The sequence below is a fragment of the Streptomyces sp. NPDC004031 genome (genome assembly GCF_053604375.1).
The window spans coordinates 79879-104473 of the sequence record NZ_JBSGHL010000006.1 but is presented as its reverse complement, the minus strand read 5'-3'; the positions used below and the strand labels follow the sequence as shown (position 1 = coordinate 104473).

Here is a 24595-nt window from a genome sequence, read left to right as displayed (position 1 = left end):
TGATGGCAGCGAGCGCACGCTTCCCCGCCGCCGTCGACGCCGCGCTGCGGGCCGGCGGGTGGCAGCCCGGACGGTGGGACATCAAGCAGGCCGAGGAGTGGGCGGACCTGCTGCGCGGCCATGTGTCGCCCGGCGGGCACCGGCACTGCGTCTTCCCCGCCGCCGTCGAGGCCTGGGCGGAGTTCGGCGGACTGGTCCTCCCGGCGGCCGCGGGCCCCGGGCCGCTCACCGCGCCCTCCGCCGTGACCGTGGACCCGCTGCGCGGCCTGCACATGGCCCGTACCTTCGGCGACCTCGGCCGCGCGCTGGAGACCGAGGTCAGCCCGCTCGGCGAGGAGCCCGCCACCGGCGCCCTGCTGGCCATCGACGCCGAGGGCCGGGTCTACGGCATCGACCACGCGGGGGACTGGTACGCCGGCCCCGACATCGACCTCGCGCTCGCCGCCCTGATCGGCGGCGGCCGCACCGTGCGCCTGACGCTCGCGACGTCCGGCGCGGACCGCGCCGACCGCGCCGACCGCGCCGACCGCGTGTAAAGCCCGTACGCCGGGCCGTACGACACCGCGGAGCCGCGGGCGCCCCTGAGGCCGTCCGGGCCCACCCCGGAGCCGCTGCGCTGCACTTCGGGGCGCCTGTCCCCGACCGCGGTATGACCCGGGGCGCCGGGTCCCCTAGGGGGCGGTACCTACTTTTGGCATGGACCGGTTCGTTCCGCCGGATGACGTCCGCGTCCCGCGCGCTCCCTACGGTCATAGGGCGGGGTGGGGATACCCCCACCACGGAGACGGAGACCTTCCCCAATGTGCGGCGGAGCGCCCTCCGGCAGGCTGATGGACATCACGACAGCGCGACACACGACCACGCAACACGACGACGCAGGAGTAACAGTGACAACGGCAGTGACGATTCCCAGGTCCGGGGGCAACGGAGAACGTTCGGCTGTTGCCGCTGCGGGTCGCTCGGTGACGAAGGCGTACGGCGCGGGTGAGACCCGGGTCGTGGCGCTGGACGCGGTGGACGTGGACATCGCCCGCGGCAAGTTCACCGCGATCATGGGCCCCTCGGGCTCCGGCAAGTCCACCCTCATGCACTGCCTCGCGGGCCTCGACACGGTCACCTCGGGGCGGATCTGGGTCGGCGACAACGAGATCACCGGCATGAAGGACAAGAAGCTCACCCAGCTGCGGCGGGACAAGATCGGCTTCATCTTCCAGTCCTTCAACCTGCTGCCGACCCTCAACGCGGCGGAGAACATCACGCTGCCGATGGACATCGCGGGCCGCAAGGTCGACCGCGACTGGTTCGAGCGGGTCGTGGAGACGGTGGGCCTGGCCGGCCGGCTCAAGCACCGCCCGACCCAGCTGTCCGGCGGCCAGCAGCAGCGTGTGGCCGTCGCCCGCGCCCTGGCCGCGCGCCCCGAGATCATCTTCGGCGACGAGCCGACCGGAAACCTCGACTCGCGGGCTGGCGCGGAGGTCCTCGGCTTCCTGCGCCGCTCGGTCGACGAGCTGGGCCAGACCATCGTGATGGTCACCCACGACCCGGTCGCCGCCTCCTACGCCGACCGCGTCCTCTACCTCGCCGACGGCCGCATCGTCGACGAGATGGCCAACCCCACCGCCGACTCCGTACTGGAGCGCATGAAGTCCTTCGACGGTCGCGGGAGGACGTCGTGACCGTCCTGAAGACATCGGCGCGGAACTTCTTCGCGCACAAGGGCAGAATGGCCCTCTCGGCGATCGCCGTCCTGCTGTCGGTCGCCTTCGTCTGCGGCACCCTGGTGTTCACCGACACCATGACCGCGACCTTCGACAAGCTCTTCGGCTCCACCGCCTCCGACGTCACGGTCAGCGCCAAGAAGATCGACGACGAGCAGGCCACCGGCATCCCGGACACCGTGCCCGCCGCGCTCCAGCAGCAGCTCGCCAAGGTGCCCGGCGTCGCCAAGTCCGACCCGGACGTCACCAGCGACCAGGTCACCGTCGCGAACGCCAAGAACGAGAAGATCGGCTCCTCGTCCGGCGCCCCGACCATCGTCAGCAACTGGGACCCGACCGAGACCAAGGCCGTCGAGCTGTCCTCGGGCCACCTGCCGAGCAGCGCCACGGACGCGGTGATCGACGCCGACACGGCGAACAAGAAGCACGTCGCGATCGGCGACACCCTGCGCGTCATCGCCGCGCCCGGCGACTTCGACGTCACCGTCAGCGGCATCGTCACCTTCAGGACCACCAACCCCGGCGCCACCGTCCTCTACATCGACACCGCCACCGCGCAGACCAAGCTGCTCGGCCGCTCCGACGCGTACACCGGCTTCGGCCTCACCGCCGCCAAGGGCACCACGGACGACCAGCTCAAGAAGAACGTCAGGGCGGCCATCGGCGCCGGCTACACCGTCGACACCGCGGCCGAGACCAAGAAGAAGGACCAGGACGACCTCGGCGGCTTCCTGAACTTCATGAAGTACGCGATGCTCGGCTTCGCCGGGATCGCCGTCCTCGTCGGCATCTTCCTGATCGTCAACACCTTCTCCATGCTGGTCGCCCAGCGCACCCGGGAGATCGGCCTGATGCGGGCCCTCGGCTCCAGCCGCGGGCAGGTCAACCGCTCGGTGCTCATCGAGGCGGTCTTTCTGGGCCTGACCGGCTCGGTGCTCGGCATCGGCGGCGGCATCGGCCTGGCCGTCGGGCTCATGCACCTGATGGGCAAGGCCGGCATGAAGCTCGACACCTCCGAGCTGACCATCAAGGCCACCACCCCGCTGGTCGGCCTCGCGATCGGCGTCATCGTCACCGTGGTCTCCGCCTACATCCCGGCCCGCCGGGCGGGGAAGATCTCCCCGATGGCCGCGCTGCGCGACTCCGGCACCCCGGGCGACGCCCGCGCCGGACGCATCCGCGCCGCCGTCGGCATCCTGGTCAGCGCCGCCGGCGCCCTCGCCCTGGTCGCCGCCGCGAAGGCGGACAAGGCCTCCTCGGGCGGCGGGATGCTGGGCCTGGGCGTGCTCCTCACGCTGGTCGGCTTCGTGATCGTCGGCCCGCTGCTCGCCGGTGTGATCGTCCGGGCGGTGAGCGCGGTGGTGCTGCGCTTCTTCGGCCCGATGGGACGCCTGGCCGAGCGCAACGCGCTGCGCAACCCGCGGCGCACCGGCGCCACCGCCTCCGCGCTGATGATCGGCCTGGCCCTGGTGGCCGGCATGTCGGTGGTCGGCTCGTCGATGGTGGCCTCCGCCGACGACCAGCTCGACTCCTCCGTCGGCGCGGACTTCATCATCGAGGTCGGCAGCAACGGCAGCCAGCCCATCACCCCGGCCGCCGAGAAGGCGCTCACCGCCACCCAGAACATCGAGCACTTCACGCACTACACGATCGTCAACGCCAAGTTCACCCTGCCCGGCGGCGAGACCCTCAGCTCCGACCTGAGCGCCGCGGACCCGAGCTACCCCAAGGACCTGCGGCTCAAGACCACGCAGGGCAACCTGCTGGACGCCTACGGCAAGAACGCCATGTCGGTGCCCGAGGGCTTCGCCAAGGACCACCACCTGAAGCTCGGCGACGAGATCAAGGTCGTCATGACCGGCGGCCGCCCGGCGCAGCTCAAGATCGCCGCGATCACCAGCGACGACACGACGATCGAGCACGGCTCGAAGTTCATCAACATCGCGACCGCCCGCGAGTACCTGCCGGCCGACAAGATGCCGGGTGACTTCCTGCTCTTCGCCACCGCGGTGGACGGCAAGCAGAAGGAGGCTTACACCGACCTGAAGGCGTCCGTGAAGTCCCACCCGGAGATCGACGTCCGCGACCAGGCCGACTACAAGGACCTCATCCACAACCAGGTCAACCAGCTGCTCTACATGATCTACGCGCTGCTGGCGCTCGCGATCATCGTGGCGGTGCTGGGCGTGGTCAACACGCTGGCCCTGTCGGTGGTCGAGCGGACCCGGGAGATCGGCCTCATGCGGGCCATCGGCACCTCGCGGCGCCAGATGCGCCGCATGATCCGCCTGGAGTCGGTCGTCATCGCCCTGTTCGGCGCGCTCATCGGCCTCGGCCTGGGCCTCGCCTGGGGCACCACCGGCCAGCGCGTGCTGGCCGCGGAGGGGCTCGGCATCCTCCAGATCCCGTGGACGACGATCGTGGTCGTCTTCGTCGGCTCCGCGGTCGTCGGCCTCCTCGCCGCGCTGCTGCCCGCGCTGCGGGCGGGCCGGATGAACGTCCTCAACGCGATCGCGACGGACTAGGCGGTACGCCGTCTCAGGGCCCGCGGCCCCCGTCCCCGGCAAGGGGGTGCGGGGGCCGCGGCCTTTCCGCTGCCGCGAGGGCACCCCCCTCCGCGGAGGGCACGCCCCGGCCGGAGGCCGTACGCTGGAGAGACCCCCGGCACGTGAGACGTGTCGGGCGCTCGCGTTGCCCGTGGCGGCGGCGCCCCTACACGTACCCCCCGGGACGGAACCCTCATGAGTCTGAACGGTCTGGTCGACGCCGCCGTCGCCGACACCGCCCTCGCCGAGGCGGTCCAGGCCGCGGTCTCCGGAGCGCGGCCGCACGTGGATCTGGTCGGCCCGCCCGCCGCGCGCCCGCTGGCCGTCGCGGCGCTCGCCGCCAAGGCCGGACGCCCGGTGCTGGCGGTCACCGCGACCGGCCGGGAGGCCGAGGACCTGGCCGCGGCGCTGCGCTCGATGCTGCCCCCGGACGGCGTCGTGGAGTACCCGGCGTGGGAGACCTTGCCGCACGAGCGGCTCTCGCCGCGCAGCGACACCGTGGGCCGCCGCCTCGCGGTGCTGCGGCGGCTGGCGCACCCGAAGGCGGACGACCCGACGGCCGGGCCGGTACAGGTCGTGGTCGCACCGATCCGCTCGGTGCTCCAGCCACAGGTCACGGGGCTGAGCGAGCTGGAGCCGGTGGCGCTGGCGAGCGGGCAGAGCGCCGATCTCGGCACGGTGGTGGACGGGCTGGCGGCAGCCGCCTACGCACGGGTGGAACTCGTCGAGAAGCGCGGCGAGTTCGCGGTGCGCGGCGGCATCCTGGACGTCTTCCCGCCGACCGAGGAACACCCGCTGCGGGTGGAGTTCTGGGGCGACGAGGTCGAGGAGATCCGTTACTTCAAGGTCGCCGACCAGCGCTCCCTGGAGGTCGCCGAGCACGGCCTGTGGGCGCCCCCGTGCCGCGAACTGCTGCTCACCGAGGACGTACGGGCGCGGGCCGCCGAACTGGCCGCCGCGCACCCCGAGCTGCGCGAGATGCTGGACAAGATCGCGGAGGGCATCGCCGTCGAGGGCATGGAGTCGCTCGCCCCGGTGCTGGTGGACTCCATGGAGCTGCTGCTGGACGTGCTGCCGGCCGGCGCGATGACGGTCGTGTGCGACCCGGAGCGGGTACGGACCCGGGCCGCGGACCTGGTGGCCACCTCGCAGGAGTTCCTGGAGGCGTCCTGGGCGGCCTCCGCGGGCGGCGGCGAGGCCCCGATCGACCTGGGCGCCGCGTCCCTGTGGCCGATCGCGGACGTCCGGCACCGGGCCGCCGAGCTGGGCATCCCGTGGTGGTCGGTGAGCCCGTTCGCCGCGGACGAGGCCGACGACCTCGGCGGCGACATCCTCCAGCTGGGCATGCGCGCCCCCGAGGTCTACCGCGGGGACACCGCGCGGGCGCTGGCCGACACCAAGGGCTGGCTCGCCGAGGGCTGGCGCACCGTGTACGTCACCGAGGGCCACGGGCCGGCCTCCCGGGTCGCCGAGGTGCTCGCGGGGGAGGGCATCGCGGCCCGCCTCGACATCGAGCTGGCCGACCTCGCGCCGTCCGTGGTGCATGTCGCCACCGGCTCGCTGGAGCACGGCTTCGTCGACCCCGGGCTGCGGCTGGCGGTGCTCACCGAGACCGACCTGTCCGGCCAGAAGTCGTCCACCAAGGACATGGGGCGGATGCCGTCCCGCCGCCGCAAGACCATCGACCCGCTCACCCTGACCGGCGGCGACTACATCGTGCACGAGCAGCACGGCGTGGGCCGCTACGTCGAGATGGTGCAGCGCACCGTGCAGGGCGCCACCCGCGAGTACCTCGTCGTCGAGTACGCCCCGGCCAAGCGCGGCCAGCCCGGCGACCGGCTCTTCGTGCCGACCGACCAGCTGGAGCAGATCACCAAGTACGTCGGCGGCGAGGCCCCGACGCTGCACCGGCTGGGCGGCGCGGACTGGACGAAGACCAAGGCGCGGGCGAAGAAGGCGGTCAAGGAGATCGCCGCCGACCTGATCCGGCTGTACTCCGCGCGGATGGCCGCGCCCGGCCACACCTTCGGCCCCGACACCCCCTGGCAGCGGGAACTGGAGGACGCCTTCCCCTACGTGGAGACGCCCGACCAGCTCACCACCATCGCCGAGGTCAAGGGCGACATGGAGAAGTCGGTGCCGATGGACCGGCTGATCTGCGGCGACGTCGGCTACGGCAAGACCGAGATCGCGGTGCGGGCGGCCTTCAAGGCGGTGCAGGACGGCAAGCAGGTCGCCGTGCTGGTGCCGACGACACTGCTGGTGCAGCAGCACTTCGGCACCTTCTCCGAGCGCTACGCGCAATTCCCGGTCAACGTGCGGGCGCTGTCCCGCTTCCAGACCGACACCGAGGCGAAGGCGGTGCTGGAGGGGCTCCGGGACGGCTCGGTGGACGTCGTCATCGGCACCCACCGCCTCTTCGCGTCCGAGACCCGCTTCAAGGACCTCGGCCTGGTCATCGTCGACGAGGAGCAGCGCTTCGGCGTCGAGCACAAGGAGCAGCTGAAGAAGCTGCGGGCCAACGTCGACGTGCTGACCATGTCGGCGACCCCGATCCCGCGCACCCTGGAGATGGCGGTCACCGGCATCCGCGAGATGTCCACGATCACCACCCCGCCGGAGGAGCGGCACCCGGTGCTGACCTTCGTCGGGCCCTACGAGGAGAAGCAGATCGGCGCCGCCATCCGGCGCGAGCTGCTGCGCGAGGGCCAGGTCTTCTACATCCACAACCGGGTCGAGTCCATCGACCGGGCGGCGGCGCGGCTGCGGGCCATCGTGCCCGAGGCGCGGATCGCCACGGCGCACGGGCAGATGAGCGAGTCCGCCCTGGAGTCGGTCGTGGTCGACTTCTGGGAGAAGCGGTTCGACGTGCTGGTCTCCACCACGATCGTGGAGTCCGGCATCGACATCTCCAACGCCAACACCCTCATCGTCGAGCGCGGCGACACCTTCGGCCTCTCCCAGCTGCACCAGCTGCGCGGCCGCGTCGGGCGCTCCCGCGAGCGCGGCTACGCCTACTTCCTCTACCCGCCGGAGAAGCCGCTCACCGAGACCGCGCACGAGCGGCTCGCCACCATCGCCCAGCACACGGAGATGGGCGCGGGCATGTACGTGGCGATGAAGGACCTGGAGATCCGCGGCGCGGGCAACCTGCTGGGCGGCGAGCAGTCCGGCCACATCGCGGGCGTCGGCTTCGACCTGTACGTGCGGATGGTCGGCGAGGCCGTCGCCGACTACCGCTCGGCCCTGGAGTCGGGCGGTGAGCCGGAGGAGACGCTGCTGGAGGTCAAGATCGAGCTGCCCGTCGACGCGCACGTCCCGCACGACTACGCCCCCGGCGAGCGGCTGCGCCTCCAGGCCTACCGCGCCATCGCCGCCGCCTCCTCCGAGGAGGACATCACCGCGGTGCGCGAGGAACTGGTCGACCGCTACGGGCCGCTGCCCGAACCGGTCGAGAACCTGCTCCTGGTGGCGGGCCTGCGGATGCTGGCCCGCAAGGTCGGCGTCACCGACATCACCCTGCAGGGCTCCAACGTCCGCTTCGGCCCGGTCGAGCTGCGCGAGTCGCAGGAGCTGCGGCTGAACCGGCTGCACCCGCGCACGGTCCTCAAGCCCGCCACCCACCAGATCCTGGTGCCGCGCCCGGCCACCGCCCGGATCGGCGGCAAGCCGGTCGTCGGCCGCGAACTGCTCCAGTGGACCGCGGAGTTCCTGACCACCATCCTCGACAACTGACCCGCCGCACCGGGCACGGCGCCGGACCGGTGCGGCCCCGACCGGTGATCGCCGCGACCCGCGCGGTTACAGTGCGGGCGTGACGATCACCGGAGCGGGGACGAACGTACGGCCGCTGGCCCCCGGGCAGCGCGCCCGGCTGCTGGTCGGCGACATCGACGGCGGCGCGCCGCGGCTGGTCCACGAGACCGTGCACAGCGCCCTGGAGGCACCGAACTGGTCGCCCGACGGCCGCTGGCTGGTCTTCAACCAGGACGGCCTGCTGCTGCGCGTCCCCGCCGACGCCGCGCCCGGCGACGGCGTGCTGCCCGAGGTCATCGACACCGGCGGCATCACCGACGCCAACAACGACCACGTCCTCTCCCCGGACGGCGCCACCGTCTACCTGTCGGCCGGCGACGGCCACATCCACGCCGTGCCCTTCACCGGCGGCCCGGCCCGCCGCGTCACCAACGACCGCGGCCCCGGGCCCTTCCGCCACTTCCTGCACGGCGTCTCACCCGACGGTCTGGTCCTCTCCTACGTCGGCGTCGAACCCTACGGCGGCGACGAATGGGGCTACCGCAACATCTTCACCCTCCCTTCGGCCGGGGGTCCCGACACCCGGCTCACCGACACCCCCGCTCCCGCCGACGGCCCGGAATTCACCCCGGACGGCGAGTGGATCGTCTTCAACTCCGAGCACGGCGCCACCGTCCCCGGCCACGCCCAGCTCTTCCGCATGCGCCCCGACGGCTCCGAGCTGACCCGGCTGACCTCCGACGAGCGCGTGAACTGGTTCCCGCACCCCTCGCCGGACGGCCGCCACCTGCTCTACATCAGCTTCCCGCCCGGCACCGAGGGCCACCCCGCCGACCGGGACGTCGTCCTGCGCCTGCTGGACGCGCACGGCGGCGGCACCCCGCGCGACCTCTACGCCTTCCTCGGCGGCCAGGGCAGCCTCAACGTCAACAGCTGGTCCCCCGACAGCCGCCACTTCGCCTACGTCGACTACCCCGTCGGCTGACCACCCGCCGCCGCCCAGCCCGTCCGGCCTGCCCCCGCCGGGCGGCGGCGGGCGGCGGCCGGTGCGGTCCGGCAGCGCTCCTAGTTGCGGCGCAGGATGACGTAGCCGTCCTGGCTGGCGATCTGCGTGTACGTGTAGCCGGGGTGCAGCTGGGTGCCGTACACCACCGGGTCCGGCACCCACCCGCTGGAGTTGTCGATCGCTATGTACTGCGGCACGACGTTCTTCGTCCCGCCCACCCAGTAGACCGTCGTACGGTGCACCAGCCGGCTGATCGGCCCGACGTTCGCCTCCACGGTGGCGCCGTCGGGTATCTGGTCGAGCAGTTTCTCGACCGCCTTGGTGCGCGCGTCCACCTTGTAGGTGTCGGAGTGGCCGAGCGAGGCCAGCGGCATCGACAGCGTCAGCGCCATCGCCGCCCCCACCGCCGCGGCCGGTACCCCTGAAGCGTAGGAACGCAGCCACGGGGTGCGGCTGTTGCGCGACCGGTCCGCGGCGTCCACCAGGGCCAGGAACACCACCGGCATCAGCACCGCGCTGTAGTGCCAGGCCGTGCCCCAGTTCTCCGGGTAGTGCGACACGAAGCGCCACCCGATGGTCGGCAGCGCCGCGACGATCAGCGGCGACCGCAGCGCCAGCAGCCCGGTGGTCGGCAGCAGGATCCACAGCAGCGTGCGCAGCGCGGTACCGAAGGGGATGTGGCCGGTCAGCGTGCCGTCCCCGTTGATGTGGTTGAACGCGTCGTAGCCGGGTCCGTAGAACGCCGGGATCAGCACGGTGATGGCCAGGGCGGACGCCGCCACCCCGAAACCGATCAGCCCGATCGCCCACGGCCCGTCCCGCTCCGCGTCGCTCAGCGGCACGTCCACCTGGTCACCTCCCTCCGAGGTGCTGCCGTCCTGTGCCCCGCCGGATTCCCCGGCTGCGGGTCCGCTGTCGGTATCTGCCCCGTCCGCCACCGCGGCAGCAGGTCCTGCTCCGGCCGCCTCCGCGTCGGCCGCCTGCTCGTCCGCGGTCCGCCCCGCCGCCGGTGCGGCCGCCCGTGAACTCTCCCGGGTGCGCCACCAGACGATCGCGCCGATCGTCGCGGCCGTGACCCCCAGGTCCTCCTTGACCAGCACCAGCGGCACCGCCCACCACAGGGCCGCCCCCCAGCGCTTGCGGACCACGGCCTCCAGTGAGAAGGCCAGCAGCGGCATCGCGAAGGCGATCTCGTGGAAGTCGAAGTCGACCGCCCGCTGCACGGCCCACGACAGCCCGTAGGCGGCGCCGATCGCGAGCCCGCGGCCCCGCCCGAGAAGCAGCGAGGCGCCCCGCGTGACCGGTACGACCGAGATCGCGAACAGCAGGGCCTGCGCGACGAGCAGCGTCACCGGTGTCGGGAAGACCCGGTAGAAGGGCGCGATCAGCGCGGTCACCGGGCTGAAGTGGTCGCCGAGCGCGTTGAAGCCGGGCCCCTTCAGCGTGGTGGTCGGCGCGTGCAGGTGGGCATACCCCTTCACGGCCTGCTCGAAGATGCCCAGGTCCCAGGACATCGTCAGCATCCTGCGGAACCGCACCAGCGACAGCAGGAAGTAGGCGACGAAGAAGACGACCCCGAGCAGGTACGGGTCGAGGCGTGCTCCCGGTATCCGCAGCCAGGGCCGCGCCGCCGTGGCGGTGCCCGGTTCTGCGGCAGGCGGCGCCGTCTGTCCGCCGGAGTGCGGTATGACGGCCTCGGCCCTGTCCATCGTCGTCCTCCCGAGGATGTGGGGTCGGGTCTGCCGGAAAAGATACGGGACGAGGCTGTCCGCGCGGGACCCGTGGGAGGGACGGGCTCTCTTCTGCCTGCTCAGCCGGTCTTGGTCCAGGTGCCGCAGTCGGCCGTCTTGAAGTAGGCGTCCTTGGCGGTGATCGTGACCACGGCCTGGCCGGTGACGTTGTCGTTCGCGATGATCGAGTCCACGTCGTGCAGCGCGTCCTTGGTGCGCTCCCAGTAGCAGGTCTCGCCGCCCTTGGCCTTGTAGGTGCCGGCGGCTATGTCCGTGCCCACCTTGTACATGCCGTCCCCCATCGACTTCTTCGGTGAGGCGGGCTTGTCCTTCCTGTCGGTGAACCAGTCCTTGCAGTCCGTCGAGGTGAAGATCTTGTCCGTCGGCTTGATCGTCACGTAGCTGCTGCCGTACACGGTGTCGTTCGCGATGATCGAGTCGGTGTCGCCCTTGGCGTCCTTGTCGCGCTCCCAGTAGCACATGCCGTCGGAATTCCCGCTGGTCCGGTACGTGCCCGGCTGGATGTCCTTGCCGACTTCGAACGTGCCGTTCCCCTTGAAGGCGGGCTTGTCCGCCGGCTTGTCCTCTTTCTTCTGCGCGGGTGCGGACGAGGGCGCTGCGGGTGCGGACGCGGTGTCGCCGCCCTTCGCCGACGAGCCGGACGAGCCTGACGAGCCGGCCGAGTCGTCGGAGGGCCCGCAGGCCGCGATCCCGATCGCGAGGAACGCGGTGACGGTGCCCGCTGCGGCGAGCCGGACGAGAGACGTCTTGGACATGGGATTCCCCCCTGCGCTCGGCGGGCCTCGGTGGCCCTGTGAACCGTTGACACCATGAGAGCATGTCGTTGTGAACCGAGTCAACACTAAATCTCGAACGAGTGACGTTCACGCCGTGAAGGGGTTCGATCGTGATCACTGGGTATGCTCGCCCTCACAGACACAGGACACACGCGGACGATCAGGGGGAAGGAGAGGACAGTGCCCGAGCACGCGAGCGAGGTGACGGCGGCGGAGATCGCCAGGCTGGCCGGTGTCGGAAGGGCCGCCGTCAGCAACTGGCGCCGGCGTCATGACGACTTCCCCAGACCCGTGGGAGGCTCCGACACAAGCCCGACCTACGAGCTGGCCGCCATCGAGAAATGGCTGCGCGAGCAGGGCAAGCTCCCCTCCGTGCCGCTGTACGAGCGCCTCTGGCAGCGCGCCGACAGCCATCCCGCGGGCGTGCCCGCGGCCCTGCGGATCGCCGGGTCCGTCCTGATGCTCATGCGCGAGGACCCCCGCCTGGCAGTCCACTACAACGCCGCCTCCGACGCCGAGCTGGCCGACCGGCTGGCGCCCGAGCTGCAATCCGCGCTGACCGCACGATTCGGCCCGGAGCACCCCGTGCGCCTGCCCGACCGGCTGGAGGAGGCCGTGCCGCTGCTGCGCACCGCGGTGAAGTTCGCCGAGGACGTCGGCCCTGCCCAGACCTACGAATTCCTCTTCGGCCGCTATCTCGACGCCAATCCGCGGCAGTTCGTCCTCACCCCGCCGGGCCCGGCCGAGCTGATGGCCGCGCTCGCCGGGGAGCGGCCGGGCAGTGTGCTCGACCCCGCCTGCGGCAGCGGGGCCCTGCTGCGCGCGAGCGGCGCCACGGCCGCCGTGCACGCCCAGGAGGCGGACGCGGAACTGGCGTCGCTGACCGCGCTGCGCCTGGCCCTGGCGACGGACCCCACCGTCCGGGTCCGGGTGGCGACGGGCGACAGCCTGCGTGCGGACGCCTTCCCCGGCCTGACCGCCGACACCGTGCTCTGCCACCCGCCCTTCAACGACCGCAACTGGGGCCATGACGAGCTGGGTTACGACCCGCGCTGGGAGTACGGCTTCCCGGCCCGCACCGAGTCCGAGCTGGCCTGGCTCCAGCACGCGCTGGCCCACGCGAAGGAGGGGGGGACGGTGGTGATGCTCATGCCGCCCGCCGTCGCGTCCCGCAGGTCGGGCCGCCGGGTGCGCGCCGACCTGCTGCGCCGGGGCACGCTGCGCGCCGTCGTGGCGCTGCCCGCGGGAGCCGCGCCGCCGCACGGGCTGCCGCTCCACCTGTGGGTGCTGCGCAAGCCGCACCCCGAGCACCGTCCTCCCGCCGAACTGCTGCTGTTCGACGCGGCCGGGATACCAGGATCCGGCGCGGAGAAGGCGCCCTGGTTCGCCGTCAGTTCGGCCGTGCTCGACACGTGGCGGGCCTTCGACCGGCACGGCTCGGTGCCCGACCGTCCGGGCCTGAACCGCACGCTGCCGGTCATCGAACTGCTCGACGACGACGTGGACGTGACGCCCGCACGGCACCTCCCGCCGCCCGCCGCCGACGGGGGAGCCGCGGAGCTGGAGTCCGTACGGGACAAGCTGGCGCAGACGCTGCGCCGCACCGCGGACATGGCTCCGGCGCCCCCGGCGGACGGCGAGCCGGCCCGCTGGCCGACCACGACTGTGGGTGAACTGGCCCGGTCCGGTGCCCTGCTGATGCGCGCGGGCGGCGCGGGCAGCGCACCGCAGGACGGCTCGGCCGCCCCGCCCCCCGTGCTGACCGAGCACGACGTCATCGCCGGCGGCGGGCCCACGGGCATACTCCCGCCGGGCCGCGCCGAGGGGCCCGCGGAGGAGCCGGTGCTCGTCGAGGAGGGCGACGTGGTGGTGCCGGTCCTCGGCGGCGGGGGAGTGGCCCGGGTGGTGGACGCCGCCACCGCGGGCGCCGCGCTCGGGCGCAATGTCTACCTGCTGCGACCGGACACCGCGGCCCTCGACCCCTGGTTCCTCGCCGGGTTCCTGCGCGGCACCGCCAACAGCCGCCAGGCCAGCAGCTTCGCGACGACGTCCACCCGGCTCGATGTGCGGCGGCTCCAGGTGCCGCGGCTCCCCCCGGCCGAGCAGCGGCGCTACGGCGAGCGCTTCCGCGCCCTCGCGGCCTTCGAGGACGCGCTGCGCCAGGCCACCCAGCTCGGTGACCAGCTCGTGCAGGGGCTCTACGACGGGCTGACGGAGGGCACGGTGCGGCCCGGATAGTTGTCCACAGGCCGCCACCGAACCCGCGCGGCCTGCCCGTTGTGGCCGATACGCTCTCGACTAGTCATCCGCTTCGACGACCAGGAGCACCAGATGTACGGCCCCGGCATCACCCAGCCGCCGCACCGGCCCGCGGGCCGCGGCGCCGTGATCGGGCTGCGCGTGCTGTTCGCCGCGCTGCCGGTGCTCTCGCTCGGGTTCCTCGCCTGGACGGCGCCGCTGCGGCTGGCCGTGCTGCGGCGCAACCCGGCCGACTGGGCGCTGATGGTGATCGACATCGTCCTGGTCGTCACCGGTTACACGCTGGTCGGGCTCGCACAGGAGAACACGGACACCTGGCAGTCGAACGCGGGGACGCTGACGGTGCTGTTCGTCATGTGCGGCACCCCGGCGTACTTCCTCGTCGCCGACATCCGGCGGCGGCCCCAGCCCCCCACCGGATATCCCGCGCACGGCGGTTACCCGGTGCAGAACCCGTACGCCACGGGATACGCCCCGGCGGCGGGCGGGACGACCGCGGGGATACCCGGTCCCCACCCGATGGCGCACCAGACGCCGGTCCCGCACCAGACCCCCGTCCCGCACCACACCCCGGTGCCGCACCACGGGGTCGGTCCCAACGGGCCGGGCCCGTACGGGACACCGGTTCCCGTGCCTCCGGTGGCGCCCGAGCCGTCGGTGGGGGCGGGTCGGCCGCAGGCGCCGCGGATCGACCAGGTGCGGGCAGAGCTGGACGAGTTGAGCGACTACCTCCGCAAGGAGGAGGGCAGGTGATCGGTCGGCTCGTCGCCGGTCGCTACGAACTGGCCACGGTGATCGGCCAGGGCGGAATGGGCCAGGTGTGGACGGCCTACGACCGGCGGCTGGACCGCCGGGTCGCGGTGAAGCTGCTGCGCCCCGACAAGGTCGCGGGCAGCGACGACGCCGGTGAGCTGCGGCAGCGGTTCGACCGGGAGTGCCGGGTCACCGCACAGGTCGACCACCCCGGCCTGGTGACGGTGCACGACGCGGGCGCGGACGGCGACGACCTCTATCTGGTGATGCAGTACGTGGAGGGAGCCGACCTCGGCGACCACCTCGCCGAGCACGAGCCGTATCCGTGGCCGTGGGCGGTGGCGGTGGGGGCGCAGCTGTGCGCGGTGCTGGCGGCCGTCCACGCGGTGCCGATAGTCCACCGCGACCTCAAGCCGCGCAATGTGATGGTCCGTCCCGACGGCACGATCACCGTGCTCGACCTGGGCGTCGCCTCCGTGATGGACACCGACACCACGCGGCTGACGCACACCGGCACGCCCATCGGGAGCCCGGCCTACATGGCGCCGGAGCAGGCGATGGGCGGCGCGGTCGGACCGCGCACGGATCTGTACGCGCTGGGAGTGCTGCTGCACGAACTGCTCAGCGGGAATGTGCCGTTCGCCGGCACCACCGCGCTCGGTGTGCTGCACCGGCATCTGTACGAGGCTCCGGTGCCGCTGCGGCGGCTGCGGCCCGAGGTGCCCGAGCCGCTGGAGGCGCTGGTGCTGCGGCTGCTCGCCAAGGATCCGCAGCACCGTCCCGGCGCGGCGCAGGAGGTCTACCAGGAGCTGGCGGCGCTGCTGCCGCCGCCCGGCGCGCACCGCACGGTGCTCGGGCCGATGGATCCGACGCGGCCCTTCGTGCGTCCGCAGGCGCCGTGGCCGGACCGCGCCGCCGCCCCGCCGGTGCCGGCGAAGCCCGTCGTGCCGCCGCGGCCCGCGCAGGCGCCGAAGGACACCGACCTGGCCGTGGCCGTGGACGAGGTCAAGAAGCTGCTGGACGCGGGCCGGATCACCCAGGCGGTCGACATGCTGGGCGGCATCATCCCGGCGGCGGCGGAGAAGCACGGCGAGCACTCACCCGTCCTGCGGGCGCTGCGCAAGCAGTACGCCGCCACGCTGATGGAGGACGGGCAGTACCGCCGGGCGCTGCCCGAACTGCGGCGGCTGTCGGACGAGTTCGCCTCGCAGTACGGCGGGGCGGACCGCCAGGCGTTGCAGTACCGCTACGAGGCCGCGCAGTGCCTGGAGCACCTCGGCGACCCGCGGGCCGCGCTGAGCGAGTACCGGGTGCTGCTGCCGTACTTCGAGCAGTGGACGGCCACCAGTCCCGGCGTGCCGCTGGACATCCGCCGCAGAACGGCCCATCTGCTCCTGTCCATAGGCGACCGCACCGCCGCCCGCGACATCCTGACCCGGCTGCTCTACGACGCCGAACGGGTCCATGGCCCGCACCACCCCTTCCCGGCCGAGATCCGCCGGACACTGGCGTGGCTCGGCCAGGTGCACGTGTAGCCGGGCGCGGGACCGGGGAGCGTCACCCGCGGCGCAGCACCACGTAGCCGCCGCCCTCGGCGACGGTGGCGTAGCGGGCCTGCGGGTGGAGCTGCCGGGCGTAGTCGACCGGGTCGCTGAGCCAGCCGGAGAGGTTCTCGAAGGCCAGGTAGTCCGGGGCCCGGCCACCGGTCTGGCCGACCCAGTAGACGGTGGTGCGCCGGACCAGGCGGCTGATCGGCCCCACGTTGGCCTCCACCGTGGCGCCGTCCGGGATGCGGGCGAGGGCCCGTTCGGCGGCCCGTGTCCCGCTGTCCACCCGGTAGGCGGCCAGGTGCGTCAGCCCCGCCAACGGGAGCTGGGTGCACAGCGCCACCGCGGCCCCGAGCGCCGTGGCGGGCAGTGCGCGGGCGGCGGCCCGCAGCCACCGCGGGGTCGGGCGGCGGCCCGGCGCGCCCGAGGCGCAGTCGACGGCGGCGAAGAAGACCACGGGCATCAGCACGGCGTTGTAGTGCCAGGCGGTGCCCCAGTTCTCGGGGTAGTGCGAGACGAAGCGCCACCCGAGGGTCGGCAGCGCGACCAGCAGCAGCGGGGAGCGCAGCGCCAGCAGCCCCCCGGCGGGCAGCAGCAGCCACAGCAGCGTGCGCAGTGCCGTGACCGGCGGGATGTGGCCGGTGAGGGTGCCGTCGCCGTCGATGTGGTTGAACGCGTTGTACCCCGGTCCGTGGAGCAGCGGGATGAGCCAGCCGATCTCCCACGCCGACGCCACGATCCCGAAGACCGCCAGCCGCAGCGCCCACGGGCGGACCCGCCCGCCGCCCGCCGCGCCCCGCAGGGTGTCGCGTCCGGCCCGCAGCCACACCACCACGCCGATCGCCGCGACGGCCGCCCCCAGGTCCTCCTTGACCAGCACCAGCGGCAGCGCCCAGAGCATCGCGGCCGTCCAGCGGCGCAGCAGGACGGCCGAGAGGGAGAAGGCGAGCAGCGGCACGGCGAAGGCGATCTCGTGGAAGTCGAACTCGACGGCCCGCTGGACGCCCCACGACAGCCCGTACGCGGCGCCGACCGCGAGTCCGCCGCCGCGTCCGAGCAGCAGCCCCGCGGCCCGTGTCACGGGGACCACGGACAGGGCGAACAGCAGCGCCTGCGCCACGAGCAGCGTCACCGTGGTCGGGAAGACCCGGTAGAAGGGCGCGATCAGGGCGATCACGGGGCTGAAGTGGTCGCCGAGTTCGTCGAATCCGGGGCCCTTGAGGTCGGCGACCGGAACGTGCAGATGGGCGTACCCCTTCACCGCCTGCTCGAAGATGCCCAGGTCCCAGGACATCGTCTCCATCCGGCGGTAGCGCGAGAGCGAGAGCGCCGCGTAGAGCGCCGTGAAGACCCCGGCGAGCAGCCACGGGTCGAGCCGGAGCGGGCCGAGCAGCGGTCGGCCGAGCGGGGCCGGGAGCGGCCGCGCGGCGCCCGCCGCCGCGTCCGCGTCCGCGCGGGTGTCGCCGGTGTCCGGGGCCGGCGGGCGCGCGGGTGCGGGGATCTCCCGTGTTCCGCCGGGCTCCTGGGCCGGGAGCACGGCCTCCGCGCCGTCCCGCTCGCCGTTGCCGTCGCCGCTCATCCGCCGGTCCTTCCGTCGCCTCGGCTGCCCTGCCACGACACCGCGGCTGCGCACCTTTTCTCCCGTTTCGGGGTGCTACCAGCTTGGCCGGGTGAAGGGGGCGTGCTCGCGGCGGCGCGCCGACGCGGGTCCGGTCACCCGCGGGAGGGGGCGGTCCCGCGGCGACCCGGCGGACCGGGACGCGGACGCGGAGCCGTAGTCTGCGCCATCGGGGGAAGGCAGTTGACGGACTGTTCTTCCGTTAGTCGCACCGGTCGCCCGACCGGCCGGACCCCTGAGAGGCGCTCATGGCACCCACGACCACCCCGCCCGCCGGGTCCGGCACCGACGCCGCGACCGGCCCGGCCGGCACCGGGCGCCCGGCCGCCCGTTTTCGCCTCGCCCGTACCCGGCCCGCCCGGACCCTCGCCTGCGCCGCGGCCCTCGCCGTCGTCCTCGGCGGTGGCCTCGCGGGCTGCAAGGACCCCAACCTCCCCGCGGCAAGCGGCAGCGCCTCGGCGTCCGCCGCTCCGGGCAGCACGGCGGGCGCGCCCGGCAGCGCACTGGCCGCCGCGGGCAAACTGACCGTCAAGGGGCGCGCGCCCAAGACCGGCTACACGCGCGAGAAGTTCGGCCCCGCATGGTCCGACACCGACCACAACGGCTGCGACACCCGCGACGACATACTCAAGCGCGACCTGCGGCAGACGACCTTCCGCGACGGCGCCAAGAAGTGCATCGTCACCGCCGGCGTCCTCGCCGACCCGTACACGGGCACGCAGATCACCTACAAGCGCGGCGCGAGCAAGGTCGACATCGACCACGCGGTGGCGCTGTCCGACGCGTGGCAGAAGGGCGCCGCGCAGTGGCCGGACACCAAGCGCCGCGACTTCGCCAACGACCCGCTCAACCTGCTGGCCGTCGACGCCTCCACCAACCGCCGCAAGAGCGACGGCGACACCGCCACCTGGCTGCCGCCGAACACCGCCTTCCGCTGCGCCTATGTGGCGCGGCAGGTCGCGGTGAAGAAGAAGTACGGCCTGTGGGTCACCTCCGCGGAGCGCGACGCCATGCGCAAGGTGCTCGGCGGCTGCCCCGCGGAGCGGCTGCCCACGGGCTGACGGCGCCGGGTCCGGAATGCCGTCCGCACCTGCGGGAACCGGGCGGTGACACGGGCCGTGGGGCAGCGGGGGAGCGGCCGGCGCGGGCGGGCTGTGCGGATCCTGTGGTGCGGAGTGCTGGATATCGGCGGCCCGGGATCAATATCCTCGTGCTCGATCATCACATCAGCATCGTGAGGCTTGTTCCCCTGCCGGGAGGCACCCATGGTCCGCCGCCGCACCGCCGCCGTCTCGATCGCCGCAGCCGCGCTGCTGCTGGCATCGCCCGCCCTGACCGCGTGCGGATCGGGCCCGGACCGGACCGGCGCCGCGGCCGTGGTGGGCGACCAGCGGATCACCGTGGCCTCGCTCCAGTCGAAGGTCAACCAGGTGCGCGCGGCGCAGGAGGCTTCCCCACAGAGCGCCCAGCTGCTCGCGTCCAGCACCAAGCTGTCGACGCAGACGCTGACCATGCTGGTGCAGACCGCCGTCATCGAGCGGGCCGCCGACGACGCCGGTGTGACGGTCTCCGAGGAGGAGGCGCAGCAGGACCACGCGGCCGCGCTGGAGCAGTTCGGCGGCAGCGACCAGGCGCTGAACGCGGCGCTGCTCCAGCAGTTCGGCATCGCGCCCGGCGAGGCCGACACCTACTTCCGGACGAACGCGCTGCTCGGCAAGCTGATCTCCAGCCTCGGCTACCAGCCGGGCAGCGACGGCGGCCAGACCGCGCTGCTCGGCATCCTCACCAAGACCGCGGACAAGCTCGGTGTGACGGTCAACCCGCGCTACGGCACCTGGGACAAGAAGAAGGCCAGCATCGGCGACACCTCCGACGCCTGGGTGATCACCAAGCCCCCGGCCGCGGCGGCGCCGGTCGCGTGAGGCCGTTGTCGGACCCTCGCGGTACGTTCGAGGGGTGAACGACTCCGCTGCCGACTCCACCGCCGGTCCCGGCACCGCCCCCGCGGGCGGCGCCGGCCGGCTGGTCCTGCTCACCACCAGCCACCGGGTGGCCCCGGGGCAGCTGTCCTGGCCCGCGTGGCAGGTGCTGCGCGGCGCCGACCGGGTGCTGTGCCCCGACGACGGGCATCCGCAGCTGCCCTTCCTGCGCGAGGCGGGGGTGGCCGTGGAGATCGCCGCGCCCACCGGCCGTGAGCTGGTGGAGGCGGCGGCCGGGGGGCGCACGGTGGTCTATCTGCCGCCGGGCGGCGGGGAGGGCGACCGGGCGGTCACCGCGGAGCTCGCCGCGCTCGGCGGTTCCGGCCGGGTCGAGATGCCCGACCTGGAGCTGCTGCCCGGCTCGTACGACCTGCCGGGCGCGCGGCTGCTGGATCTCGTCCAGGTGATGGACCGGATCCGGGCCGAATGCCCCTGGAGCAGCCTGCGCACGCACGAGGATCTCGCCACGTACGGCATCGAGGAGATGTACGAGCTGGTCGAGGCGATCGAGGAGGGCGACCGGGCGGCGGTCCGCGAGGAGCTGGGGGACGTCCTGCTCCAGGTGGTCTTCCACGCCGCCATCGCCGAGGGCGATCCGGACGAGCCGTTCGGCATCGACGACGTGGCGGCCGGGCTGGTCGACAAGCTGGTCCACCGCCATCCGCACATCTTCGGCGACGAGGTCGCCGAGACGCCCGAGCAGGTGCAGGCCAACTGGATACGGCTCAAGGGCGTCGAGAAGGCCCGCGAGTCGGTCACGGACGGGGTGCCGCTCGCCTCCCCGGCCCTGGCACTGGCCGCCAAGCTCGCGGGGAGGGCGCGGCAGGCCGGGCTCCCGCTGCCCGTCACCCCGCCCGCCCCGCTCTACGACGACGAGAGCGCGCTCGGCGACCACCTGCTGGCCGAGGCCGCCGCCGCCCAGTCGTCCGGCATCGACCCCGAGGCGGCCCTGCGCCACGCGGCACGCCGCTACCGTACGGCGATACGCGCCGCCGAGTCGGAGGCGCGGGCCGGGCGGAACGGGCCCCGGGAGCCGTAGCCGCCGCGGCGGCCGTGCGGGGCACGGCCACCTCGCCCCGCACGCGGGCGCACCCGCACTGGGGCGCATCCCGCACGCGGGCGCGTCGCGTACGGTCGGGGGATGACCGACGGCGCCGCCATGCCCGAGCTCTTCACCTGGGAGTTCGCCACCGACCCCTACCCCGCCTACGCCTGGCTGCGCGAGCACGCGCCCGTCCACCGCACGACGCTGCCCAGCGGGGTCGAGGCCTGGCTCGTCACCCGCTACGCAGACGCGCGCGAGGCGCTGGCGGATCCGCGGCTGAGCAAGAACCCGGTGCACCACGCGGAGTCACCCGGCGCGCGCGGCAAGACCGGTATCCCGGGCGAGCGCAGCGCGGACCTGATGACGCATCTGCTGAACATCGACCCGCCCGACCACACCCGGCTGCGCCGCCTGGTCTCCAAGGCCTTCACCCCGCGCCGGGTGGCGGGCTTCGGGACGCGGGTGCAGCAGCTGACGGACCGTTTCGTGGACGGCTTCGCGGCACGCGGGGAGGCGGACCTGATCCACGAATTCGCCTTCCCGCTCCCCATCTACGCCATCTGCGACCTGCTGGGTGTCCCCGCCGAGGACCAGGACGACTTCCGGGACTGGGCCGGGATGATGATCCGGCACGGCGGCGGCCCGCGCGGCGGTGTGGCGCGCTCGGTCAAGCGGATGCGCGCGTATCTGACGGAGCTGATCCACCGCAAGCGCGCCGAACTGGCGGCGGGCGCCGTGGGCGGGCCGCCCGACGACCTGATCGCCGGTCTGATCCGGGCCTCCGACCACGGTGAGCACCTGACGGAGAACGAGGCCGCGGCCATGTGCTTCGTGCTGCTCTTCGCGGGATTCGAGACCACCGTCAACCTCATCGGCAACGGCACCTACGCGCTGCTGCGCAACCCCGGGCAGCGCGCGGTCCTCCAGCAGGCCCTCGCGTCGGGCGACCACGGCCTGCTGGACACCGGGATCGAGGAACTCCTGCGCTACGACGGCCCCGTGGAGCTGGCGACCTGGCGCTACGCCACCCGGCCGGTCGAGATCGGCGGCGTGGCCGTGGCCCAGGGCGACCCGGTCCTGGTGGTGCTCGCGGCCGCCGACCGCGACCCCGAGCGCTTCACCGACCCCGACCGCCTCGACCTCGCCCGGCGGGACAACCCGCACCTCGGGTACGGCCACGGCATCCACTACTGCCTCGGCGCGCCGCTCGCCCGGCTGGAGGCCAGAACGGCGCTCGCGACCCTGCTGACCCGGCTGCCGGACCTGCGGCTCGCCGCCGATCCCGGCGATCTGCGGTGGCGCGGCGGCCTGATCATGCGCGGCCTGCGCACCTTGCCGGTGGCCTTCACCCCCGAGGCCCCGCAGCAGAACTGACGCGCTGTCAACCTCGTGACCGCGACGTGACGACCGCTACATCGACTTGTGATCCGTTGGCCAACCCCGCTACGTTCTGCGGTCAACGCGAGGCGTGCGAAGGCTGCGCGCGACGGCACCGATGAAAGGCGACCGTATGCTCTCCGCCAACGGCAGGCACCGACGCCCCCGCCAGGCCCCCGCGGCCGTGGTGACTGTGGCGGCGACCGGTGCGGGACTCGCACTGCCGCTGCTGGTCGCGGGTGCCGGGGCCGCGCAGGCCGCGGACGGCGGCACGTGGGACAAGGTCGCGATATGCGAGAGCGGCGGCCAGTGGGACGCCACCTCGGACAACGGCGTCTTCGGTGGCCTCTCGCTCACCGAGGACACATGGGTCCGCTACGGCGGCCTGCTCTACGCCCCGCGCCCCGACCTCGCCTCCCGCGCCCACCAGATCAAGGTGGCCGAGAAGGTCCTGGACGCCCTCGGCCCCGACGCCTTCCCCGGGTGCGAGCTGGGCACGGGCCTGCTCGACGACCCCGCCGGCGACGACAGCGGCAACGGCGGCGGCAACGGGAACGGCGACGGCTCCACCGCCACCCCCGCGCCCACCACGACCGCCGACCCGACCGCCCCCACCGCCCCCGCCGATCCCGGCACCCCGGCGGCGACGCCCACGACGCCCGCCGCACCCACGACGCCCGGCACCCCCGCGACCGGCACCGGCACGGGCACCCCCGCGCCCCCGGCCACGGCGAGCCCCACCCCGACCGACCCGAGTGCCCCCGCGGTCACCCCCACCGCCCCGGCCACCGGCCCCTCCGCCCCGGCGACGTCCGCCACCCCCGTCGACCCCGGCACGCCCACGACGGGCTCCGGCCGCCACGCGCGCCCGTACAGCCCCACCGACGAGGAGCTGGCCGCGGCCGACCGGGCGAGCCGCACCCGTACGACCGCCGTCGTTCCGGGTGTCACGGACGGGGACACCGGCGCGGGCACCGCGGACGACGGCCAGGCCAACGGCCAGGGCAACGGCGGCAATTCGGACACCGCTTCACATAAGGCGACGGACACCTACAAGATCGGCGCCGGTGACTCGCTCTCCGGGATCGCGGCCGCGCACGACGTCCCCGGTGGCTGGCAGCACCTCTACGACGTCAACCGCCAGGCGATCGGCGACGATCCAAATCTCATCAAACCCGGACAGACCATCGATCTCGGGTGAGGTGTACGGCCGTCCGGAGTGAAATCCCCTGTCGTATATGCCTGGTGACAAAAAGGACGTAGGGGATTTCCATCCCATGGGGTGATGTGACAAGCCTCTCCTCGAACCTGTGACCGCCTCCTCGCCTCCCGCCCCGTCGTGGGCGTCCGACCTGCGGATTCGTCCAGCGGCCGACATCGTGGCCGCAGTTGGCGTCCGAAACGCGAGTGTTTGTTCAATCCGGTCCGGTGTGCTTAACGTCTAAGCGCTCGCCACAGCGGGCCCCGCCGGAGCGGAACGCCGAGTCCTGCCGCCGCGCCCGACGGGAGCAACCGACGCGAAAGCGCCGCAGGCAGGAGCGGGGGACCCACGGTCTTTCCGCCGGACCCAGGCAACGGACGGCATCGTGCCGCGCAGCCCGCTGCGCCGTCGCGACGAAGCCGCCGCCGCCCCCATGGGTCCGGCTCGGGGTGAAGCAGGGCATCCGCCTACGCGGTGCCGGCCGGGCAACTCACGTCCGAACCCGACAGCTGACCTCGCAGGCGTCGGTGAGGGACATATACACATGGGTAAGCACCGTCGTGCCTCGAAGATGGTCCGATTCGCCACTTTCGCCGGTGTTGCCGGCGTCGCCGTCGCCGCGCCGCTGATCGGCGCCACCTCCTCCTCGGCCGCCTCCGTGGCCACCTGGGACGCCGTCGCGCAGTGCGAGTCCGGCGGCGACTGGCACATCAACACCGGCAACGGCTACTACGGCGGCCTGCAGTTCTCGCAGTCCAGCTGGGAGGCGGCGGGCGGCCTGCAGTACGCGCAGCGCGCCGACCTCGCCACCAAGGACCAGCAGATCGCGGTCGCCGAGAAGCTCCTCGCCCTCCAGGGCCCCGGCGCCTGGTCGTGCGCCTCGGCCGGCGGCCTGACCGCGGGCGGCCCGGCCCCCGACATCAACCCCGGCGGCTCGTCCTCGTCGTCCTCCTCGTCGAGCAGCTCCAGCAGCTCCACGGCGGCGAAGACCACGACGAAGACCACCACCAAGACCACCGCCGCCAAGAGCACCCCGGCCAAGAAGGCCGCGAAGCCCGCGAAGCACACCGCCACCGACTGGCAGCGGCACGGAGCCAAGGGCTCGTACACCGTCGTCTCCGGCGACACGCTGTCCGAGATCGCCGCGAGCCACCACGTCAAGGGCGGCTGGCACAACCTCTTCCAGCTCAACAAGGACGTCGTCAAGGACGCCGACCTGATCTACCCGGGCCAGCACCTGCGCCTCGGCTGATCCGGGACGGG

17 protein-coding genes and 1 riboswitch are annotated in these 24595 nt (G+C 73.1%); of the genes, 14 read left to right on the top strand and 3 right to left on the bottom strand.

Annotated elements, in window-relative coordinates; all coding sequences use genetic code 11:
• Positions 1-2 precede the first annotated feature (2 nt).
• The 5 genes from ACWERV_RS05490 to ACWERV_RS05470 all read left to right on the top strand — a co-directional run bounded on the left by ACWERV_RS05490 (position 3) and on the right by ACWERV_RS05470 (position 9005).
• Positions 3-536, top strand: a complete 534-nt coding sequence (locus ACWERV_RS05490) for an SUKH-3 domain-containing protein (RefSeq protein ID WP_452929116.1) — start codon at positions 3-5, stop codon at positions 534-536.
• A gap of 351 nt (positions 537-887) precedes the next feature.
• Entirely contained in the window at positions 888-1676 is a 789-nt protein-coding gene (locus tag ACWERV_RS05485; protein ID WP_398177326.1) for an ABC transporter ATP-binding protein, read from the top strand.
• A complete protein-coding gene (locus ACWERV_RS05480; RefSeq protein ID WP_452929113.1) occupies positions 1673-4243 on the top strand; it encodes an ABC transporter permease in 2571 nt (856 codons plus the stop codon). Before ACWERV_RS05485 ends, ACWERV_RS05480 begins: the two co-directional genes overlap by 4 nt.
• 216 nt (positions 4244-4459) lie before the next feature.
• Entirely contained in the window at positions 4460-7999 is a 3540-nt protein-coding gene (gene mfd, locus ACWERV_RS05475) for a transcription-repair coupling factor (RefSeq protein ID WP_452929111.1), read from the top strand.
• A 79-nt stretch (positions 8000-8078) separates the two neighbouring features.
• Entirely contained in the window at positions 8079-9005 is a 927-nt protein-coding gene (locus tag ACWERV_RS05470; RefSeq protein ID WP_452929108.1) for a TolB family protein, read from the top strand.
• An 80-nt stretch (positions 9006-9085) separates the two neighbouring features.
• Here ACWERV_RS05470 and ACWERV_RS05465 read toward each other — a convergent pair whose 3' ends face one another.
• The gene (locus ACWERV_RS05465) at positions 9086-10735 is read right to left on the bottom strand and encodes a DUF2079 domain-containing protein (RefSeq protein WP_452929105.1); all 1650 of its coding nucleotides are present in this window, start codon (positions 10733-10735) and stop codon (positions 9086-9088) included.
• Positions 10736-10836: 101 nt separating this feature from the next.
• Positions 10837-11532, bottom strand: coding sequence for a hypothetical protein (locus ACWERV_RS05460; protein WP_452929102.1), 696 nt, complete (start codon positions 11530-11532; stop codon positions 10837-10839).
• Between the two features lie 201 nt (positions 11533-11733).
• Here ACWERV_RS05460 and ACWERV_RS05455 point away from each other — a divergent pair, with 201 nt between their 5' ends.
• From ACWERV_RS05455 to ACWERV_RS05445, 3 genes are all read left to right on the top strand, one after another.
• Positions 11734-13791, top strand: coding sequence for an N-6 DNA methylase (locus ACWERV_RS05455; RefSeq protein WP_452929099.1), 2058 nt, complete (start codon positions 11734-11736; stop codon positions 13789-13791).
• Positions 13792-13884: 93 nt separating this feature from the next.
• On the top strand, positions 13885-14565 hold the full coding sequence (locus ACWERV_RS05450) for a hypothetical protein (RefSeq protein WP_452929096.1): 681 nt from the start codon (positions 13885-13887) through the stop codon (positions 14563-14565).
• Complete coding sequence (locus ACWERV_RS05445; RefSeq protein ID WP_452929094.1) at positions 14562-16100, top strand: protein kinase domain-containing protein; 1539 nt, start codon at positions 14562-14564, stop codon at positions 16098-16100. Before ACWERV_RS05450 ends, ACWERV_RS05445 begins: the two co-directional genes overlap by 4 nt.
• 22 nt (positions 16101-16122) lie before the next feature.
• Here ACWERV_RS05445 and ACWERV_RS05440 read toward each other — a convergent pair whose 3' ends face one another.
• The gene (locus ACWERV_RS05440) at positions 16123-17691 is read right to left on the bottom strand and encodes a DUF2079 domain-containing protein (RefSeq protein WP_452929091.1); all 1569 of its coding nucleotides are present in this window, start codon (positions 17689-17691) and stop codon (positions 16123-16125) included.
• A gap of 287 nt (positions 17692-17978) precedes the next feature.
• On the opposite strand from ACWERV_RS05440, the gene ACWERV_RS05435 reads away from it, so the two are divergent.
• The 6 genes from ACWERV_RS05435 to ACWERV_RS05410 all read left to right on the top strand — a co-directional run bounded on the left by ACWERV_RS05435 (position 17979) and on the right by ACWERV_RS05410 (position 24584).
• A complete protein-coding gene (locus ACWERV_RS05435) occupies positions 17979-18791 on the top strand; it encodes an HNH endonuclease family protein (protein ID WP_452929088.1) in 813 nt (270 codons plus the stop codon).
• A gap of 204 nt (positions 18792-18995) precedes the next feature.
• Positions 18996-19652, top strand: coding sequence for a SurA N-terminal domain-containing protein (locus ACWERV_RS05430; RefSeq protein ID WP_452929085.1), 657 nt, complete (start codon positions 18996-18998; stop codon positions 19650-19652).
• Positions 19653-19686: 34 nt separating this feature from the next.
• Complete coding sequence (locus ACWERV_RS05425) at positions 19687-20748, top strand: nucleoside triphosphate pyrophosphohydrolase (RefSeq protein ID WP_452929082.1); 1062 nt, start codon at positions 19687-19689, stop codon at positions 20746-20748.
• A gap of 102 nt (positions 20749-20850) precedes the next feature.
• A complete protein-coding gene (locus tag ACWERV_RS05420) occupies positions 20851-22128 on the top strand; it encodes a cytochrome P450 family protein (protein ID WP_452929078.1) in 1278 nt (425 codons plus the stop codon).
• A 136-nt stretch (positions 22129-22264) separates the two neighbouring features.
• A complete protein-coding gene (locus ACWERV_RS05415; RefSeq protein ID WP_452929076.1) occupies positions 22265-23332 on the top strand; it encodes a transglycosylase family protein in 1068 nt (355 codons plus the stop codon).
• 410 nt (positions 23333-23742) lie between these two features.
• Positions 23743-23871, top strand: a riboswitch (cyclic di-AMP (ydaO/yuaA leader).
• 5 nt (positions 23872-23876) lie between these two features.
• Complete coding sequence (locus ACWERV_RS05410) at positions 23877-24584, top strand: transglycosylase family protein (RefSeq protein WP_452929074.1); 708 nt, start codon at positions 23877-23879, stop codon at positions 24582-24584.
• Positions 24585-24595 lie beyond the last annotated feature (11 nt).